Raw genomic sequence first — 19,192 nt, 5'->3', positions numbered from 1 at the left:
TTGGAGGTTCGGATGCACACACCGCATGCTGCGGCGACAGGCGTCTATTCTAGCCGAGCCGCCGTTTTGCCGCTGCGCACCGATGCGTTTGAAACACCGCACCCCGGGCCGCCCAGACCCCGTAGCAAGGTAGCGTCCCGTACCGGGTCCAGCCGGGCGCGCATCGCCGACAGGTGCGTTTTAAGCGTCTGTACGCCAATGCCGCAAGCCTCGCGCGCCTGCGGGCGCGATTGGCCGGAAAGGAGCCGCATGGCGATTTCGCGCTGCACGGGCGTGAGCGGCGTGGCCCAAAGACGATGCAATAGCCGTATCGCCGGAGGCACGGCAAGGTGCAACGCGATGCGCACTCGCTCCGTGGGGCGTCCGTTCATGCTGCGCAGACGGGTCGCCTGAAGATGTAATGTGCCGCCCGGCAAGGCAACCTGTCGATTCGCGTGGCGTGCTGGGGATGCGGGAGACGCGGGAGGCACGAGAAACTCGGGAGACATGGAAGGTGCGGCCGCTTCCGGCAACGAGGTCAACTCGGCCGCCAGCGCGTGGCACTGCCGTACGACAAGACATGCGTCGGGCCAGACGTCGCCGGAAGCGCCTCGCCACACGCGCTGCATCAGGCCTAGCGCGGCGGAATCAGCCCACTCTGGCTGTCCGTGATGCCAGACGAGTGTGCCGCAGATATCGCGACAAAGCGGGTCGACGGAATCGTCACCGGCGTCCCGGCCGAATGCAGACACCGGGAAAACGGCCGTCCCGGCCTCGGGCCACGGCAAAACGGGACGCGTCGGCACTATCGCAAATTCCGCAGCGGCATGCTCAAACATCTGCACTTCATACGCACTAAAGCGCCGATGCGGCTTGTCGCGGGAAACCAGAATGCGCAGCGGGCCCGTGCGCTGCGGAAAGTCAGCCGGGTGAGCCACATCCACCGCATCCACGCCCATCTGGCCGGCCCGATACCTGAGCACGGGCATCAGACAAATATCCAGTACGTCGCCATCGCCCAGACACGCGTCGAGTTCCGAGGAGCGGGTGAGCGTCGGTGAGCGCTCAACGGCGGTATGCGCCGCACGATGCGGCAGGCGGATCCGACACGCATGACCACGAATCAGCTCACCGCCCGCCATTGAGAACCACGCATCGTCACCCGACGGCATCGCCCCACCGCTGGCGGCAAACCGCTCGCAGGCAGACACCGATGACTGCGGTGCGAACCAGTTCCCTGCGGTCGATCGCTGGGTATCGCCGTCGTGCCACAGCGCCGCCACGGCATCCGCCGATAGCAGCGTGCGTAACGTCTCGAGCCATATCGGCAGGTAATCGAGCGTGGATACCGGCAACTGGTGCAGTTGCCGAAGACAGGCGCGCAAATCCCCCTGTATTCCCATGTCACTCCCACGCCGAAGCATTCCGAGGAAAATTCTTAATCTGTCTGAATTCAGAGATACATCCCCCATTCGGGGGATGTTTGCCGCGTCGATCGCCCGCATCATCACGCCATTGCTCGACGCGAAAGCCCTTTCGAACAGCAGATCGGCGGCACGGTACAACGGATCAGCCACAAGCGGGACGAAGGGGGAAAAGCCAGCGACAGGGGAATACGCGAGGAGAGACAGGTTTGCGGGGGGGCCCGCCCAGGGAAGCCCCGATTTCCGGCCGCTGCATGAGGCAGCCGGTAAATGTGACGCCCGGCTAGTCGGGGGGCCAGCCGGGCGTCTTTTTATTTCCGCTTCCCGTTGCAGGAAGCGAAAAACGCCTCCGCCGCATGCAGACCATGCACCGGCAGAGCGCCTCAAATTCAGAAACTTCTCATTCGAACAGTGCGCACGCCTGACACTCGCAGAGGTCAGGCGGGCGATACGCGTGGCAACATCGCCTCGCCGATCAGTACGTTTCCGGGTCCGGATCCGTCCGTTCGAGCTCGATCGACGACGCCAGCAGCGCAAGACGCGCCACCACGCCATACATATAGAAGCGGTTCGGCGGTGCAGCGCCCGGCTTGGCGTGAACGTCCGGCAACGCGGTGTGTTCAAACGCCAGCGGCACGAAGTGCATGCCCGGTGCGTTCAGGTTCTCGTCGGTGCCACGCCCCGTGTGCACGCGGTAGAAGCCACCGACCACATAGCGGTCGATCATGTAGACCACCGGCTCGGCCACTGCCTCATTGATGCGCTCGAACGTGTAGACGCCCTCTTGCACGATCACGTCGTGCACTTCGAGACCGTCCTTGACCACGCTCATCTTGGTGCGTTCGCGGCGGTTCAGGTTTTTGATCTCGGCGGCGTCGTGCACCATCATCACACCCATGCCGTACGTCCCGGCATCGGCCTTGATCACGACAAACGGCTTCTCGGTGATGCCGTACTCGCGATACTTCTTGTTGATCTTCTTGAGCACCGCGTCGACCGTGTCGGCCAGCTTCTCCTCGCCCACGCGCTCATCGAAGTCGATGCCTTCGCACTTGGCGAAGTACGGATTGAGCATCCACTGATCGACGTCGATCATCTTGGCGAACTTCTTGACCACATCGTCGTACGCCGAGAAATGCTGGCTCTTGCGGCGTACGGCCCAGCCTGCGTGCAGCGGCGGCAGCAGATATTGCTCGTGCAACCCTTCGAGAATCGGCGGAATACCGGCCGAGAGGTCGTTGTTGAGCAGAATCGAACAGGGATCGAAATTCTTGAGGCCCAGCCGGCGCTGCGAGCGCTCCAGCGGCTCGATCACGACGTGTTGGCCGTCGGGCAGCTCGATCGTGGTCGGCTCGGTGATGTCATCCGAGAGGCTGCCAAGACGCACGTTCAGCCCCGCGTGACGCATGATCGTCGACAGCCGGGCGATGTTCTGAAGGTAGAACGAGTTGCGCGTGTGACGCTCAGGGATCAGCAGCAGGTTCTTGGCATCGGGACAAATCTTCTCGATGGCAGCCATGGCGGCCTGCACCGCGAGCGGCAGCACTTCAGGCGCCAGATTGTTGAAACCGCCCGGGAAGAGATTCGTATCGACAGGAGCGAGCTTGAAGCCGGCATTACGCAAGTCGACCGAACAGTAGAACGGCGGCGTGTGCTCCTGCCACTCCAGCCGGAACCAGCGCTCGATGGCGGGCGTCGCATCGAGAATCTTCTTTTCCAGGTCGAGCAGGGGGCCTTTCAGGGCCGTGACGAGATGCGGAACCATGCTTCTCTCATATCCAGATGGAATATCGATTGTAGAGCAAACGCCTGGCATTCCCGCCGTTCGCCATGCCCCGTGAAGGGGCACCGCGCTTTGGGGGGATGGCGGAGCGATGCCGCGATGAGAAAAGATGGGGGCAGATTCGATAAACGCAAGCGCCGGTAGCGGGGCAATCGTCCGGACAATCGTCCGGACAATCGGCGGCGCATAAAAAAACGGGCACCCGAGGGGTGCCCGCACAATACCGGGCCGGCTGTCCGACCGGCGCCAGTAACTCCTCTCTTGCTCGTCTATCAGTTGTGATAGGCGGATTCGCCATGCGAGGTGATGTCCAGACCCTCGCGTTCTTCGTCTTCCGGCACCCGCAGGCCCAGCACGATATCGGCAATCTTGAAGGCGATGAACGCCACCACGCCCGACCACACCAGCGTGGTCAGCACGCCTTGGAACTGAATCCAGACCTGACCGGCGATCGAGTAATCCGGGGCAACCTTATTGGCCACGTAGTCATAGATGCCCGTACCGCCCAGCGACGGCGCCGCAAACACGCCCGTCAGAATGGCGCCGAGCATACCGCCCACGCCGTGCACGCCGAACACGTCGAGTGCGTCGTCGGCCTTGAGCAGGCGCTTCAGACCGTTCACGCCCCACAGGCAGACGAAACCGGCGATCAGGCCGAGCACGATCGAGCCCATCGGGCCGACGAAGCCTGCTGCCGGCGTCACCGCCACCAGACCGGCCACCGCACCCGAAGCACCGCCGAGCATCGACGGCTTGCCCTTGCCGATCCACTCACCTGCCGTCCACGACAGCGTGGCGGCCGCCGTTGCCAGCAGCGTGTTCACGAAGGCCAGTGCCGCGCCACCGTTGGCTTCCAGACCCGAACCGGCGTTGAAGCCGAACCAGCCGAACCACAGCAGCGACGCGCCGATCATCGTCATGGTGAGCGAGTGCGGCTTGAAAGCTTCCTTGCCGAAGCCCACGCGCTTGCCGACCATGTACGAGCCGACCAGACCCGCGATAGCGGCGTTGATGTGCACCACCGTGCCGCCTGCGTAGTCGAGCGCACCCTTCTGGAACAGCCAGCCTGCGTGCGCCGTTGCGGCGTCGGCGGCAGCCTGATCGGTGAAGGCGTCCGGGCCCGGCCAGAACCACACCATGTGAGCCATCGGCAGGTACGAGAACGTGAACCAGATCACGGTGAAGAGCAGCACGGCCGAGAACTTGGCGCGTTCGGCGAAGGCACCGACGATCAGCGCACAGGTAATGGCGGCAAATGCTGCCTGGAACGCCATGTAGGCGTACTCCGGCACATTCACGCCCTTGGTGAAGGTCGCAGCCACCGAATCCGGCGTCATGCCCTTCAGGAACAGCCGGTCAAAGCCGCCGAAGAATGGCCCGCCCTCGGTGAACGCGATGCTGTAGCCGTAAATCGACCAGAGCACGACGACCAGCGAAAAGATGATGAAACACTGCATCAGCACCGACAGCATGTTCTTCGAGCGGACCAGACCGCCGTAGAACAGGCCCAGACCGGGCAGCGTCATGAGAATCACGAACGCCGTGCAGGTGAGCAGCCAGGCCGTGTCGCCCTTGTTCGGGGGCACGGGTGTCGGCTCAGCGGCAGGCGCAGCCGGTGCGGGAGTTGCCGCCGCTGCCGGCGCGGGTGCGGCGGCAGGGGTAGCGGGGGTTGCCGCCGCAGCAGGTGCGGCAGCGGGTGTAGCGGTTTGCGAAGCGGCGGCAGGCGCCGAAGCGTCTTGGGCGAGGGCGACGGACGAACCGAGGCCGGCGGCACCGACGACACCCATAAAGGCGCCGGCGAGCAAGAGTTTGGCAAGCAGTTTTTTCATGATTGTTGTCTCTTTTGTAGGACCTTACAGCGCGTCTTCGCCGGTCTCTCCCGTACGGATGCGGACCACGTGTTCGACGTTGGACACGAAGATCTTGCCGTCACCGATCTTGCCGGTTCGGGCAGCCTGTTCGATAGCATCGATGGCCTGATCGAGCAGGGCATCGCCGATTACCGCCTCGATCTTCACCTTCGGAAGAAAGTCGACGACGTACTCTGCGCCACGGTACAGCTCGGTGTGGCCTTTTTGGCGGCCGAAGCCTTTGACTTCGGTGACCGTGATACCCGCCACGCCAATGTTCGAGAGGGCTTCACGCACCTCGTCGAGCTTGAAGGGTTTCACAATTGCGGTAATCAGCTTCATGATGAGTCGCTCCTTAGAATGTCTTCGACACGCTTACGACGACAGTGGCCTTGGAAAGCACTTTGCCCGAGTTTGCGGCGGTGTAGTACTGCTCTTTGGCGTTGGTGTCGACATAGGCGACCGACACGGAGAAGTTCTTGCCGAGGTCTTTCGACAGGCCGATCTTCCAGTCGGTATAGCTTGCCGCGCTGAAGTTATGCACCCACTGATGGCCCACGTGACCGACGGCCGAAATGCCCCAGAAGCCGGTGTCATACGTCCCCGTCAGGTCGAGGTAGCCGCTCCCCGAGGTGTCCTCGCCGTTGGGGCCCACAAGGCCGAACAGGCGCGTGAGGGCATGTGAATACTTCAGCGTGATGGTTTTCCAGCCCACTGCCGCGTACAGCTCGAACGTGTGCGGACGCGGGTAGAAGGTGCCGGACGGATACGTGCCCGGGTAGTAGTACTGGAGGCCACCGACATCGATGGTCCAGTCGGGAATGATTTCCTTCTTCCAGCCGCCGTAGAAGTCCATCTCGATCGGTGCGCTGACCGCCGAGTTGCCATCCGAGATCCAGCTGATGTTTGACGCCCACACACCGGCGTACAGCCCGGATTCGTGTGCGAGGTCAAAGCCGCCCTGAACTGCCGGACGCTTGCCCGTTTGCGAAATGCCGCGGAATCGGTAGTCCGAGAACAGACCGATGTTCGCGGTCACCGTCAGCGGTTCAGCGGCCGCATCAGCAGCGGCCGGTGCGGCAGCCGGCGCTGCCGCGGGTGCGCTGCCATCGGCGGCGGCCTGCGCGTAAGCGCCAGCCGTCAATGCCATTGCACCAAAGAACACACAGCCAGCCATCGCAGTCGACACTTTATTCATCACTTTCCCCTAAGTTGAAATCATTCGTCTTGGTACAGCGTGCGGCAGGTTCCGGGAACAGGTAGAGCAACTCCCGTGCCAGCTCCTGCGTTTAGGTACGCTGCGTCGCGCAAGATACGGATTCCGGGATAAAAAATTGGCAAAATTGCGGGGAGCGTTAGGCCGCCTGAGATGGGCGGCAGCCCCGCCCCATCCCGGGCAGGGGTCGGCTGGGCGGGCCTGGGCGCTGGCTGGACGCAGAAAACGGTGATAGAGTTGCGCCAACGTTGACGGCCCTGTGCCCGTGCACCACGTTGCAACGGCGAGACGGCCGGACGACTGGCGCGAAGCACACTGTCGGTGCAAGCACCACGTTGGTGCGGGGAAATGATGAGAGGAAGGCTTATGAAACCGAACGAGATCCTGCAAGACATGCAAGCCAAGGTGAGCGAAATGCTCAAGCAATCGCCCGCCAAGGATATCGAGCGCAACGTCAAAAGCCTGCTGAACCAGGGGTTCACGCGCCTCGATCTGGTGACGCGCGAGGAGTTCGACGTGCAGGCGCAGGTGCTGGCCCGTACGCGCGAGAAGCTCGAAGCGCTGGAAAAGCGCGTCGCGGCGCTCGAAAGTCTGCGCAACGAAGCGCAGGACTAAGAGATTCAGATAGGGGCGCTGCGGCGCCCCTTGTGATTTCTGGCGATGGGCCGTCCGCCCAAGCCATCTTCATCGCGGAACATTCTCCGATTCCGCTGCTATTGCGCTTCTATTCTGCTTCTGCCCTCGGACGTCTCCGAGCGGCAGGCGGCACTCGCCGTAAATCCCTCGCTTGCATTCCGAAATATCCCCCTCGACGCGCCTTTGACGCGATAAGGCATTGCGATGCACCGTTGCCGTCGGTGACTATCGACAACGGTCCATTGCGCAAAGGGGATGTCATGTCATTGGCAGTTGTCAGCAGTCGCGCGCTTACCGGCATGGCGGCGCACCCCGTCACGGTCGAGGTGCATCTGGCAAATGGGTTGCCGGGCCTGTCGCTGGTCGGGTTGCCCGATACCGAGGTGAAAGAAAGCCGTGAGCGTGTGCGCTGCGCACTTCAGAACAGCCGCTTCGAATTTCCCGCCCGACGCATCACCATCAATCTCGCTCCGGCGGATTTGCCGAAGGCGTCGGGCTGTTTCGATTTGCCGATTGCCCTCGGCATTCTCGCGGCGAGCGGGCAGTTGCCTGAGGCGGGGTTGCGCACGCACGAGTTTGCGGGAGAGTTGTCGCTTACGGGGAACTGCGGCCCATTCGCGGCGGACTGGCGATGGCCAGCGCCGTCGCGGCATCGCCCGGAGAACGGGCACTTGTCCTGCCGGCGGCCAACGCGCAAGAGGCAGCACTCGTGGAAACCGCGACGGTGTACGGCGCACGCACGTTGCTCGATGTGTGTGCGCATCTGGCAGAAGGGGAAATGGCGGTGCGGCTCACGCAGGCGCGGGTGCGGGCGATGCCGAATGCTGGGAGCGGCGGGGTATCCGAAACAACGCAGGCCGAGTTACCCAACAAGGCCGGACGTCACGGCGGAGCCGATGGGGGACATCAAGACCTGCCCGACGTAAGCGACATCAAAGGTCAGGACCACGCCAAGCGCGCGCTCGAAGTGGCTGCGGCGGGCGGACATCATCTGTTGCTACATGGACCACCGGGCACCGGGAAGTCGATGCTGGCGATGCGGCTCACTACACTGTTGCCGCCGTTGAGTGCGGCCGAAGCGGTGGAAGTTGCCACGCTCGCGAGCTTGAGTGCGACCGGTTTCGACGTCGACCGTTGGGGTGTACGACCGTTTCGGGCACCACATCACACGGCATCGGCAGCAGCGCTTGTGGGCGGCGGATGTCATTTCTCGAAATTAATGCGACTCAGTCGAAATAAATGCGACGAGCAGCAACTCCCTTAACCGATGCAGAACGACGTTTTTCAAGGCCTTCCGTTGCGAGCAGTCGCCTCGACTTTTGAGTCAAAAAACGAAAACCGACCATGATTTATTTTTTGATGCATGGAAGATTTTGTATTTATCGCAATAAAACTATTGGTTCCCTAGCCCTTGACGACCAATGGCCGTCGCCCCGAAGCTAACGATCAAAACAGCGGGGTGCCATTCCTAATCTGGACAATTCCCCCACGCCCCCGCAGTGCAGCCGTCCGACATCACCTCGCATGCGGCCGAACCGGGTACCGACGGAGTGAGCCGGCACCGACGTGGCACAGGAGGCGCTCCAAATCATCGGCTCCCGTTATACCTATCAACGTCCATGCTGTAACAAACAGCATCAAGTCCACGCAATATGTCTGCCGCCTCGCTCTCCGGAAGCATAATGTAGCGCCCCAGATTCGGGTTCAGTTCGACAAAGCGAACAGTGCCGTCACTGCCGAATAGTCGGGACAAGTAGAACCACAGATCCCGTAGAGCCTCATACGGTGTGACCCGTAAAAATCGTATGACTGTGCGAGCTTTCGCCGTCGTGCTAAAGGTCCGATCGATTGCAACTTGGATGGCCTGGTCGCGGCCCTCGTGTAGCTCGAACTCCCGGTCAAAGTGGGAAAAAAAGATTCCCATCGTATCGTCGAACCGAACGAGCGGATTGCAGGAAACTCGCTCCACGCCCTCGACGGTCGCGTAATGCCATGCGTTGAATTCCAAGACAGCGTCTAGCACCAACTCCTCCGAGCCCGTTAGGACGGGACGTTCGGAAAACATGCAGAAGGGTGTTGGGTACCCCATCGACAGCGTGACTCGCTGCTTCTTCGTTTGGGCCAGATACGTGATCAAAGGGTCCAGACAACCGGGACGCCAACGCGCACTAGACATGACCTCCAGAGCTATCGCACTGGTAGCGGCGAGCGCGCCTAGCTCGCCGAGCTGCTGACGATCCGCGTGCTCCAAGGCACGATGGAATCCCGCCAGAGCATTGGCGACATCTCCTTGCGCCAAGGCAAATCGCGCGCGGGTGACGTGTGCGTATGGCTTCAGTATCGCGTAGTCTGCGTGGTTCTCGAACGCCATGCTGGCCGACGCAAACGCGTCGGAGCTCACTCTCCTTCCGCATAAGAGCGCCCAAAGTTTATCGAGGGGTTCGCATTCACCTGGCGCGATTTCTTCGACGGCGTTCCAATGGCAATCGACCAATAGCTGGAAGGGCGAGCCCGCTCGGTCCGAATCCACGACATGGAACGGAGCCGATGACATCAATTCGTCGAACAATTGCAAATGGGTCCGCACAAAGCGGCCCCCTTCCGGATCCTTGGCAGGGTCCTGCAATACGTCGTAGTAGTAGTGAACCCAGCCGAAGAACTGCGCGGGATTTCCGGGCGCTTTCCGCTGTAGCCGACTTAGGAAACGCTTGACGGCAATGCCCGCGATATACGCAGCGCGCGCCTTGGAGACCACTCTCGTTACCAGCGCGGCATCGATCTGGGGACGCAGCTCATCGCCAAGCGCCTCTAGCTCCTGATTAATAGTGGTCAGCTTCTTGTCCGATCGGGCATCAAGCTTGTTCAACGCGTTGCGGAAATCGGCCGTTGAGACTTCGCCATCTAGCGGCAGTTGAGCTCTCACCGCTTGCTTCACGCGACTTACGACGTCGTAGTCTTCGCTCCCGAATCGCGGAAGCTGACCCAAAATGTGAAACAGCGGCGAAGACGGTTCGTACCAGTCCTTTCCTCGCCAAAGCAGCACCGCGACCTGCGGAAAAACCCATCCCGTCAGGAAGTGTCCGAGCCCAAATAAATGGCTACTCCTGGTGAAGAGAGACCTTCCCCGCAGGTGCGACAACATCCCTTCGTACTGGCGAAGGCAGACGTCCAATCTTGTGGCCAACCCTGGCACGTCACCCGCCAGCAGTTTCACCAGTTCATCGGCCAATCCGCGATTTTCTGGGTGGGAAGTTTTAGTTGCGTAACGAGCCTGCTTGACGATCCAAGACCGCGCCGTCGACAACTTTCGGGAGGGCGAGTCCGCCAGCCCAACTCCAACGGTCAGTTCCTCAATCAGCTCTGCGTATGTCGGGATGGTTGCGAATCTGCTATCTGGCGGCGCATTCATCGCCTCTTGTCCTTTCCGGTTCTCGAAAAAAGCCCGGCCAACTAGCATCAGCCTTCCCGAGTGGAACGGCGATTCGCTGCTTCACTCGGGATTTTTTCTGCATTTATCGACCGCGGGCGCGGGAATGGCCTTCGCCCATTTAACAACTGGAGTGAGAAGATGTCTGACATTTTATTCCCCTACGAAGCCGACGCCAATCCAAACACGTCGCAGACCGAGCAACTGAAGCAAGCCATCGCCGAGATTCAGGAAGCGGTGTCAGACTATCGATCATGTGCTGGCGATATCGACGACGAGTTCGAAAAAGCGAATGAACACCGACGGCTTAGTCTCGACGACCTGCCGTATGGCGAAGAGATGGTGCGTACGCAAGAGCTGCCTGCGAGCTTGCGTCACGCAGCTCGGTTGCTTGAACCGGGATTTGTTTCGATGGCCGCCTTCAACGAGGCACGCGCCATCGTGATCGAGGTACACGAGACGCTGGAAGATTGCACGCCGCTTCCGGCGGATACGCGCGATCCGGACTGATCGGTCAGCGGGCGATGCGGGGCGGACAATGCAAGACATCGTCTCCGTCACGGACAACACATTGACACTACCCTGAGAGGTTGCGTTGGCGTCGGAGGAGCAAAGTCACGGGATCGCACAGGTCGATAAAGCCATTGCGCAGATGGATCAGATGACCCAACAGAACGCAGCGCTTGTAGAAGAGTCGTCTGCAGCGACGCAACAACTCGCCCGTCAAGCAGAGGAAATGCAGCGTTCAGTGTCGGTTTTCATCGTCGCGTAATGGCGGTTCGCACATGCTCGCAAGCGATGGGATCCAGCGCTGCTGCGAGCATGTGCGCAAGCACTCGTCATCGAATAACGGCGGCGTCGCCGAAACTCTTCCATCGTTCGTTGGTAATTAGCGACGTCCTAACTACCTCGATTTTCTCTTTGCCGGCTGCCGTCCTAATCGCGTCTCGTGCCGACGGCATCAGTTCCTTAGCCAACCACGGGCTTAACGTAATGTGCTTGATGGACGGCACCGAAATTGGTACCGGCAACACGTCGAATTCTTTGTCCTTAGATCCTACAATCACTCGAAACTCCCTCTCAGGCTCATAGGGCCAGCGCTTGCTGAACGGCAGTTGTACGACTCGCAAGTCCTTTGCTTGCCCGATCTTCAAGTACTCAACACGATCGGCCTTGCAGCCATCCACTTTGGCAAGATCCTCGAGCAACATTGTCTTGTCGAAATGAATGCACACACCCGCAGTTCCGTGCGAGAAGACACGCCAGTGGTGATAGGTCTCACTCGCCATGGAAAAGCACAAGGCGACGAGCGACGTCAAACCTTGACTCTCTTTGTACAGATTCATGAAGTAGGCGTCGTTTTTTGTCATCCCAAGTTGCCGGGTTCAGGAGCGTCAATTTCCGGCGAGACAAGATATCCAAAGCCGAGGGGAGATCGGTGTACCTGCGAAGAAAGTCGCCACTTTCGTTAACCGTCATTGCCAATTCCTAGGGAGAAGCGTGGAATCTCGTCAAACACGAAGTTCGCTGTCGGTCAGCCCCGAAGCTTCCGACTGCATCGCCGCGTGAATTTCGTATGCCACGGCCGCATCGTCCAGATATCCGCTGATGCCGTGACAATTTTCCGTGTGATTGACGATCTCCCCGCAGTTCTTGATCTGAGGGGTCACCGGCCAGGTCGCCGAGTCGAGTGGAAACAGCGAGACAATATCGCGCGCGTCATAGGCGTTGAACCAACTTTTCACCCCGGCAGGATGTTCAAGTGCCGGCGGCAGCAGCAGCTTGCGAATTGTGGCCAATCCCAACGGCGAGCCGATCGTGACGAATTTGACAACGTTCGATTGCGTACCCAGCGCGCGCAAAACACGGTACGCGACAACCGAACCCAGCGAATGGCCAACCACAATGCATGGGTGGTCGTTGATTGCCTCACGAACGATTACATTAACCTGACGCTGTACGGCCTCGACGCTGAGATAGACCACGACGTCCTCGGTCAGCTGTGACAATAGCGCCTGCCCGAAGAATGAGTCGTCCGCCAATCGCGCCAACGCCAGCACCGGCGAAGAATTCTGGATGCCCTTGGGCACTACCTCGTCATCAGGCAATTCAATGCGCTCCTGGCCGAGAAACTCTCTCATCACCTCGGCCTGCGCTTGTGCGATTTTTTCAATGAGGGCCGAACCGGCCCCGTTGCTGCCCTTGGTGATAATTTCCGGTGGTGGTTTGCGCAGCTCCGCAACAAGGCCCGCGAGTACATCACCGTAATAGGGAAACACCACCTCTACGTCAGCTGAAGAAATCGGGGCCAGATTGTTCTTCGCCAATCCGTAATTCAATGACCGAATCCAAGTCTCGCAAAGCTGCTCCGGATTCTTGCCTTGTTGATCTCGTCCGTGAACCATGACCAGGCGCATATCACTCTGTCCTTACGAAGAACTGCTCAACTTCATCCATGCCCTCTCTGCGAAATGTCGTCCATAGCGAGGGAAGCAGATACTGCTGCGCAACGCGCAGAACGTGGGGGAGATTGCGTTCAAACCGGCCCCACATCATCCATCCCTGAGTCAACATGGGCATCCCGAGACCGTCGCTTGGGAACTCCTCGTCCGACTGCTGGGCAGCGAGCATCGCGATGTCAAATGGAAGAAATCCCAAACTCGAGCGCACCTCGTCGGCCAGAGTCTTGAGCATGTCGTGACGGCCCGATCGAGCATATGCGTACCCTGCGTGAATCGCGATGAGCGGGTCATGCTGGATCAGCGTGAGCCAACGTCGCTCGTCGACACCAAGTACCTCCGCCGTGCTCAGCATGCCAGCGCGCGCCTGCAACGAAAGCCGCGCCAGTTGCGGAGCCACATCCCGTCGCTCAGGCAATCGACGCGCGTTGGCATGCCGAGCCGCAATGACGCTATAGTGAATTGACGCAACCGCGCCATTTTTCATCGCGACCGAAGCAAGGTAACCAGGCAGCAATGGAAGCAGGATGCCGACGCCCGATTCAAAGCGAACGGCGATGGAATTGACGCGCCGCTTCTGGGTTGGGTCCACCGTCTGAAGGTGGCTCCATGCGCCGCCGGGCAGGCGATGAACCGGCGAGATGGCCCCCGACTCGCAGGTCGCCCTAACGACTCTCTCGCCACGAACGAGAATGCTGGCCGTTTGCGGACCGAAAGCGGCGGATTTCTGACTCGACTCGAACCCCATACTGCCGGGTGTGGACAGGGCCAAGACTTTGCCAGTCGGGTGCGCGAACTGGCGGCCGCTGGCATTGGTGCGCCTTGAAGCTCTCGAGGGAACAAGCCTCCTGGGCCGCGCTTCGTCTGGCCCAACGGATACTGGCGGCGCAAAACATGGTGGTGCCGTCATCGCCGTCTCGGCCGGGGCGTTAGCGGCGTGAAATTTGGACAGGTATTTTGTGGGCCCTGACTCCACGCGGATGTCGGGCTTCTGCTGCAGGTGCAATGAGATCAGCGCAGAATTCGTGGGGACGGTAGAGGTCAGCCACGCCTTCAACGGGCGGCTATGGACAACTTGCACGTCCTCGCCTGCATGCGTTTGCGCCTCGATTACGTCGGGCACTTTCCCATCCAACGCGTCCAGCAGGCACTGCGTCAGCAACCCTTGGTGCCTTGCGCTAGCGATAGAGGGCGGAAGTTCGAGCGCAACGTCGCCAGGGAGCGTCGCGTAGAACACGTCAACCTCAGGGCAGGCTCCGTATGATCGGGGCGGAAAAATCACGCCTCCACTCAAACTCAATGCTGGCGTGGAGGCCGGCTTCGATCGGCATGCGTCCGAAATAAGCACGACGTGCTCAATCGAGGTCGATCGCGCATTCCATATGGAACCACACACATTGACGGCTTCATTGGGGTTCGACGGTGCACCGGACAGGAGCCAATACTCACAATCGGGCGACGTGAGCACACCGTGCCCGGAAAAATAAACGACGATCTGGGAGTAAGTTCCGCACTCAACAAACGCATCAATCGCCTCGTAGACGTCTGCGATGCGGACCATAGATTTTTCATCAGTCAGCAAGACACACGCGAAGCCTTGCTTCTCTCCCCAGTCGCACATCAAACGGGCATCAGATGCCGCTCCCTTGAGGTAATGCAGCCCTCCGGTGGCTTGCCCCACGCCGATCGCAACCAAAGCCTTGGCCATAAATTTCCCCGTTCTACTTGTTTTTTGTATTTGTCGTCGTGATGAATCACGGCTGGGATACGAGATCCTCATCAGCCGCCAAAGCAGAGGCTACAGCCTCGTCAAACATGAGGTCGAAATGCGCAAGGAACGTCTCAATGAGATGGCCGTGGTAGTAGGCATACACGGTTGTCGAAATTTCATTGCCCTTGGGCCTGATCAAGGAGAACGTCAAATGCCCCGCGCTCACGATAGGCCGAAACCAAGCCTTTCGGCTCCAGTCTGCCGCCCGATGCGTGAAGTGCTTCCCGTCGGAATGCATCTGCCACGTCGTGATTTTTCCTTTGGGCTCAGATTGTGAAATGTGTAACTTAAACGCGCTCAGAAGCGCTGACGGATCGTCGCAGCTGAATTTGACGGACATGTCCGAACTCCCGCTCCGCTCTCAGGCGGATGATGTTGTATCGGGCGCGCCCGCGCCCAGGGCCCCGCACGGTACAAAATAAGCGTCTCGCGGGAAATTTATAACATTTTGCGGAATTTTGATGCAAAAATCCATCTTAAAATACATCAAAGCGGGAAATTCGATTGATTTTTCGATCATCAAGCCACAAAATACGGGAAAATCCCACCGGACGCATCATGGAGCACTTCTCGATCATCCACGCCATTTGCCGCGTGGCTCTTATTTCGCCGAGCGAGGCACTGACACACCAGGTTGAACGCCTGGCACACGCGCTCACCGAGGCCGGCGACGCAAAGTCAGGGCAGCAGATCAAGTTGTTGCTGCGAAGCGCCGCACGTGCGCAGGACATGGCACCCCGCCGACTGGTCCCCTCGCGAGCCGCTCCGTCGCTACCTGGAGAGGCACTGCTGCCCACGACCATCCTGCCAGCCGATCGCGAATCGGGCATAAGGCTGGTGGAAGCCGTCTTCCCGGACGCCACGACGCTTGCTCGGCCGTTCTTCCCGCCGCACCTCGATCGCGCAGTGCAAATGCTGCTCGACGAATGGCGTCATGTGGCTGAGATTCGAAAGGTGGCCGAAGAGCCGACGACGTCATGCCTGCTGACCGGCGCGCCCGGCACCGGCAAGACCTCGCTCGCGCTGTGGCTCGCACAGCAACTCGGCATGCCGGTGCTCGTCGCTCGCGTCGACGCCATGATGTCGTCCTTCCTCGGCACGACGTCGCGCAACATCGCGCAGGTGTTTGCATTTGCAAATCGCTTCCGCTGCGTGTTGCTTATCGATGAACTCGATTCACTCGCCAAGGTTCGCGATGACCCCAACGAAGTGGGAGAAATCAAACGTGTAGTCAACGCGCTCCTACAAAACATGGACATGCGCGTGCCGATCGGCATTACGTTGGGCATCACCAACCACCCCCAATTGCTGGATCCAGCCGTCTGGCGTCGCTTTGCCGTACAGATCGAAGTCCCGCTGCCGTCGCAAGAAGTGCGCGAGTCCATCGTCCGACGCACCCTTGAGCCCGTTGAAATGACACCGGTGGTTGTGTCACTCATCGCCGCCCTGATGGACGGCGGGGCCGGTTCGGAAGTCCGATCGGTCACCGTACTCTTCAAGAAGCGCAACGCCATGGCCACGGAACCAACCCCGGTCACTGACGTCCTGCGGGAAATCACTGCGCTCAACAGCGGCCGCTTGTCCCCAGAGGTCAAGGCCATCCTGAGGCACGACGATCCTGAATTGGCGCGATGGATTCGCAAGACGCTGGGCAATCGCATCAATTTAAACGAGCTGGGGAGCTTGTTCGATAAGAGCAAATCGACAGTTGCAAGGTGGTTGGAGGAAACCGATAACCGGGAGGCCTGATGGAAAACAACTATAGCCCCATTCAAGTGGTACTTGATGTGCGGCGATTTCAAGATGAGCGCATCCGCGAACCCGGCGGTAGCAACCGGGAGTTCTTCGCAGGAGACGACGAAGGTTTCAAAGCTCACAAGCAGCGCATACGCCAGTCGTTCCAGAACGTCCAGACTGCGCTGACAGCAAGCAGCGCGAAGTCTGCGGTCGGCTTCTTGAGAGTCCGCATGCGCGAAAATGCGCTCGCCAAATCTCATCACCCCATCAAGAGCATTTTCCATCCCACCGTTGCACCCACGGTGGGCTCGAGCGACGTCGGCGAGCTCATCATCCAGGTGAGTCATATGGTTCTTGAGCGGGCGATGGAGGAATCGGCGAAGGCCGAGGAAGTCCTTGAGTACAAACCGAGCAAGAAGAAGCCCGGCGAATTTGAACCGAATCCCAGCCGTATGCGCTCGGAAATCGGCGCCATCGAATCAGTCAGCCTATGGGCACCGGCCGACCGTCGCAGCTTCGATATTAACGATGCACTGGAGTGGTTCACCGAACGCGCGGTGTCGCGCGGCTATCGGGTAGATCTCTTCGACCCACTTCCCCCCAGTCAGCGCCGAGCGAAGTTCGAGTTTTCCGAATCGCCGAATCTGATTTCGCATCTTCAGCAAACGATCGATGAGGAGCTCGACTGCGGCTACGTGGCGACGGTATTTCGTCCAGACCCAAAATCGATGAGCCGCCTGTACATCTGGCTTTTCGACACACCGTCGATTCGCCATATTGTGCATCCAGCGCATCTGAGCACTGTACTTGAAAAAACTGGCGAACCCACGCTCGCCGCGGACGCACACCGCCGGTTGATCTCGATCCTGGAGGAGCACCCCACAGTTCGTCGGATCAGTCTGCCGACGCAACTGCGATCCGACAGCGCATCCGCACGAGATAGCGCAGCGTCCACAAGAGTCCGGCACCGCTTCAGTCTGCCTGCCGAAGGGGCCGAATATCCCATCGTGGGCCTCATCGACGGCGGACTGAACGCGCTTCCTGACGCTTGGGTGAAGCATTCGAGCACATTTGTGGCGCCGGCTCACACCGATCAATCGCATGGCACCGAGATTGGCTCACTCCTCGTTGATGGTCAATCAATCAACGGGCCGACCGTTTGCCCAGAACCCGACGGTTGCTGGATTGCCGACCTTGCCATCATTCCGCGGGAAGACAAGTACTACACGTACTATCCATCGGATCTGCATTTGATTACCCAGATCGAACTTGAGGTGCAAGACGCAAAAGCAGCGGTGGGGGCTCGCATCTTTAGTTTCAGCCACAATATCGAAGAGCCGCCAGGCGGAAGTCCCGTCTACACCGAGCTCTCGAACGGCCTGGACAGGATCGCGCGCGAGAACGACGTCATCTTCGTTGTCTCCGCAGGCAATGCCACAGCGGCGGCGGTTGGACGCGCTCGACGCGAGTGGGCTGCCGATAAGATTGCGGTTCTGACAAACCTGGCTTCTTGCTCTGGCGATCGCATTACCGCCCCCGCCGACTCCGTCCTCAATATTTCCGTGGGCGCCGTGAATCCTCCGGATGTACCTGGCGCCATTGCGGGAGCGCCGGCGCGCTATTCGCGCCGCGGCCCCGGCTTCATGCAGCTCGTCAAGCCGGACGTCGCGCATTACGGTGGGGTGTGTGACTCGACCAGCACGCACTCTGGACTTTCCACCGTCGGTGAGAATGGCCAACTGCAATCCGTGTTTGGGACCAGTTTCTCGGCGCCGTTGGTTGCGAAGGCGTTGGCTCGGTATGACCTGCTTACCCAGGGGGCGCTCCCCCGAGAAGCACTCGTTGCCCTGCTAATTCACGGAGCTCAAGCGCCGTCGTGCCTCGACGAATTCGATAAGGGTGACATCGTTCGAAATTTCGTCGGCTTCGGTTTGCCGACGGCGACGGACACCATGGTTGCCGGCTCACAGCATAGCGCCACGCTACTCTTTCACGACCGCATGATGCCGAAGAAGGATCTGTTCTTCGGATTCGATTGGCCCAAGAGTCTCGTGACCGATGGCAAATGTCGCGGGCACGCTGTGTTGACCTTGGTGTATGCGCCACCCATTTCCGACGCGTTCCAAACTGAATTAGTGCGGGTCAATCTTGACGCATCACTTCAGAGAATGGACCCGAAGACTGGCAGATTCAAAGCCCAGTGCGTGGACACGTTCTCGGATGGCACGACCTCCACTGGCGCCCGGGAGAAAGAGCTTATCGAAGACGGGCTTAAATGGGGCGTTGTGAAACAGTCGCAATTCACTTCACCAAGAGGATCGGGAAAAACATCCGACTGGCGAATCGCTTTGAAGTATCTGCTCAGATCGGATGAAGTATTCCCCGAGGAAGGCATTCCCTTTGCGATGATCCTCACCATTACTGATCCCGCTAGCGTGCAACCGGTTTATCAGGATATGAAGCTGACGCTCACCGCACGAGGAGTTTTCACTGGCGACATCAGGCAACCGAGTGGTCGGATTCAGTCTCGCGGCGGGCGTGCTTAAGAGACTTCTCGACGGGAAGCGTTTAGGAATAATCCCTCGGATTTCTACTAATTAACGGAAAATCGCTTGCTCAAGGGGGCGCATTGGTTTTACCATGCGCCCCTAAGGCATTGTGAGCCTTACATTTCCGGAGATTTGCGCGTGAGCCTATTTGCTACGACGTCTCGACGATCGCACCCGGCAGCTTATCTGAGACTTTTTCTGGGAACACTCGCCGACGAGAAGCGGGCCCAGTCACTAAGCCACGAGCTTAGACTCTACGTTTTCCATGCGGCTCAACACGCCGCATTATTCGTTAGCAATCCTGCTAAACGAGTGCCACGGGGTTGGCCTGAAGCGGTTAATTTAGCGCTTGAGATTCGCG

14 protein-coding genes and 1 pseudogene are annotated in these 19,192 nt (G+C 59.7%); 5 read left to right on the top strand and 10 right to left on the bottom strand.

Translation table 11 applies throughout. From position 1 onward, the window contains the following. Positions 1–44: 44 nt before the first annotated feature. The 5 genes from AT302_RS02635 to AT302_RS02615 all read right to left on the bottom strand — a co-directional run bounded on the left by AT302_RS02635 (position 45) and on the right by AT302_RS02615 (position 6,234). Positions 45–1,382 carry a helix-turn-helix transcriptional regulator gene (locus AT302_RS02635; protein ID WP_157125665.1) on the bottom strand — a complete coding sequence of 446 codons (1,338 nt, stop codon included), beginning with the start codon at positions 1,380–1,382 and terminating at the stop codon, positions 45–47. A gap of 496 nt (positions 1,383–1,878) precedes the next feature. Continuing rightward, positions 1,879–3,168, bottom strand: coding sequence for a glutamate--cysteine ligase (gene gshA, locus AT302_RS02630; protein WP_058377088.1), 1,290 nt, complete (start codon positions 3,166–3,168; stop codon positions 1,879–1,881). A 290-nt stretch (positions 3,169–3,458) separates the two neighbouring features. Continuing rightward, a complete protein-coding gene (gene amt, locus AT302_RS02625) occupies positions 3,459–5,015 on the bottom strand; it encodes an ammonium transporter (RefSeq protein ID WP_058377087.1) in 1,557 nt (518 codons plus the stop codon). A 24-nt stretch (positions 5,016–5,039) separates the two neighbouring features. Next, positions 5,040–5,378: a P-II family nitrogen regulator gene (locus AT302_RS02620; protein ID WP_010804740.1), complete on the bottom strand. Its 339-nt coding sequence runs from the start codon at positions 5,376–5,378 to the stop codon at positions 5,040–5,042. A gap of 13 nt (positions 5,379–5,391) precedes the next feature. Continuing rightward, positions 5,392–6,234 (bottom strand): TorF family putative porin, encoded by an 843-nt coding sequence (locus AT302_RS02615; protein ID WP_058377086.1) that lies wholly within the window; start codon positions 6,232–6,234, stop codon positions 5,392–5,394. Between the two features lie 384 nt (positions 6,235–6,618). On the opposite strand from AT302_RS02615, the gene AT302_RS02610 reads away from it, so the two are divergent. Together AT302_RS02610 and AT302_RS27145 are read left to right on the top strand one after the other, a co-directional pair. Continuing rightward, positions 6,619–6,867: an accessory factor UbiK family protein gene (locus AT302_RS02610; protein WP_140413415.1), complete on the top strand. Its 249-nt coding sequence runs from the start codon at positions 6,619–6,621 to the stop codon at positions 6,865–6,867. Positions 6,868–7,148: 281 nt separating this feature from the next. Beyond that, positions 7,149–8,089 (top strand): annotated as a pseudogene (locus AT302_RS27145) (YifB family Mg chelatase-like AAA ATPase); the annotation flags it as partial. 387 nt (positions 8,090–8,476) lie between these two features. Here the strand turns inward: AT302_RS27145 and AT302_RS02600 are convergent. Further along, on the bottom strand, positions 8,477–10,297 hold the full coding sequence (locus tag AT302_RS02600) for a hypothetical protein (protein ID WP_157125664.1): 1,821 nt from the start codon (positions 10,295–10,297) through the stop codon (positions 8,477–8,479). Positions 10,298–10,456: 159 nt separating this feature from the next. Between AT302_RS02600 and AT302_RS02595 the strand changes: the two genes are divergently transcribed. Continuing rightward, positions 10,457–10,825, top strand: a complete 369-nt coding sequence (locus AT302_RS02595; protein ID WP_058377082.1) for a hypothetical protein — start codon at positions 10,457–10,459, stop codon at positions 10,823–10,825. A 329-nt stretch (positions 10,826–11,154) separates the two neighbouring features. Here AT302_RS02595 and AT302_RS02590 read toward each other — a convergent pair whose 3' ends face one another. The 4 genes from AT302_RS02590 to AT302_RS02575 form a co-directional block, all read right to left on the bottom strand. After that, the gene (locus tag AT302_RS02590) at positions 11,155–11,661 is read right to left on the bottom strand and encodes a DUF2971 domain-containing protein (protein ID WP_157125663.1); all 507 of its coding nucleotides are present in this window, start codon (positions 11,659–11,661) and stop codon (positions 11,155–11,157) included. A 165-nt stretch (positions 11,662–11,826) separates the two neighbouring features. After that, on the bottom strand, positions 11,827–12,732 hold the full coding sequence (locus AT302_RS02585; RefSeq protein WP_058377080.1) for a lipase family protein: 906 nt from the start codon (positions 12,730–12,732) through the stop codon (positions 11,827–11,829). Position 12,733: 1 nt separating this feature from the next. Continuing rightward, positions 12,734–14,482 carry a caspase family protein gene (locus AT302_RS02580; protein ID WP_058377079.1) on the bottom strand — a complete coding sequence of 583 codons (1,749 nt, stop codon included), beginning with the start codon at positions 14,480–14,482 and terminating at the stop codon, positions 12,734–12,736. Between the two features lie 46 nt (positions 14,483–14,528). Beyond that, positions 14,529–14,885 carry a hypothetical protein gene (locus tag AT302_RS02575; protein WP_058377078.1) on the bottom strand — a complete coding sequence of 119 codons (357 nt, stop codon included), beginning with the start codon at positions 14,883–14,885 and terminating at the stop codon, positions 14,529–14,531. A gap of 218 nt (positions 14,886–15,103) precedes the next feature. Here AT302_RS02575 and AT302_RS02570 point away from each other — a divergent pair, with 218 nt between their 5' ends. Next, positions 15,104–16,294 carry an AAA family ATPase gene (locus AT302_RS02570; protein WP_058377077.1) on the top strand — a complete coding sequence of 397 codons (1,191 nt, stop codon included), beginning with the start codon at positions 15,104–15,106 and terminating at the stop codon, positions 16,292–16,294. Then, positions 16,294–18,828, top strand: coding sequence for a S8 family peptidase (locus tag AT302_RS02565; protein ID WP_058377076.1), 2,535 nt, complete (start codon positions 16,294–16,296; stop codon positions 18,826–18,828). The genes AT302_RS02570 and AT302_RS02565 overlap by 1 nt, the downstream gene beginning before the upstream one ends. Positions 18,829–19,192 lie beyond the last annotated feature (364 nt).

The organism is Pandoraea norimbergensis, assembly GCF_001465545.3.
GTDB lineage: Bacteria > Pseudomonadota > Gammaproteobacteria > Burkholderiales > Burkholderiaceae > Pandoraea > Pandoraea norimbergensis.
This window is presented reverse-complemented; position numbering and strand designations above follow the sequence as displayed.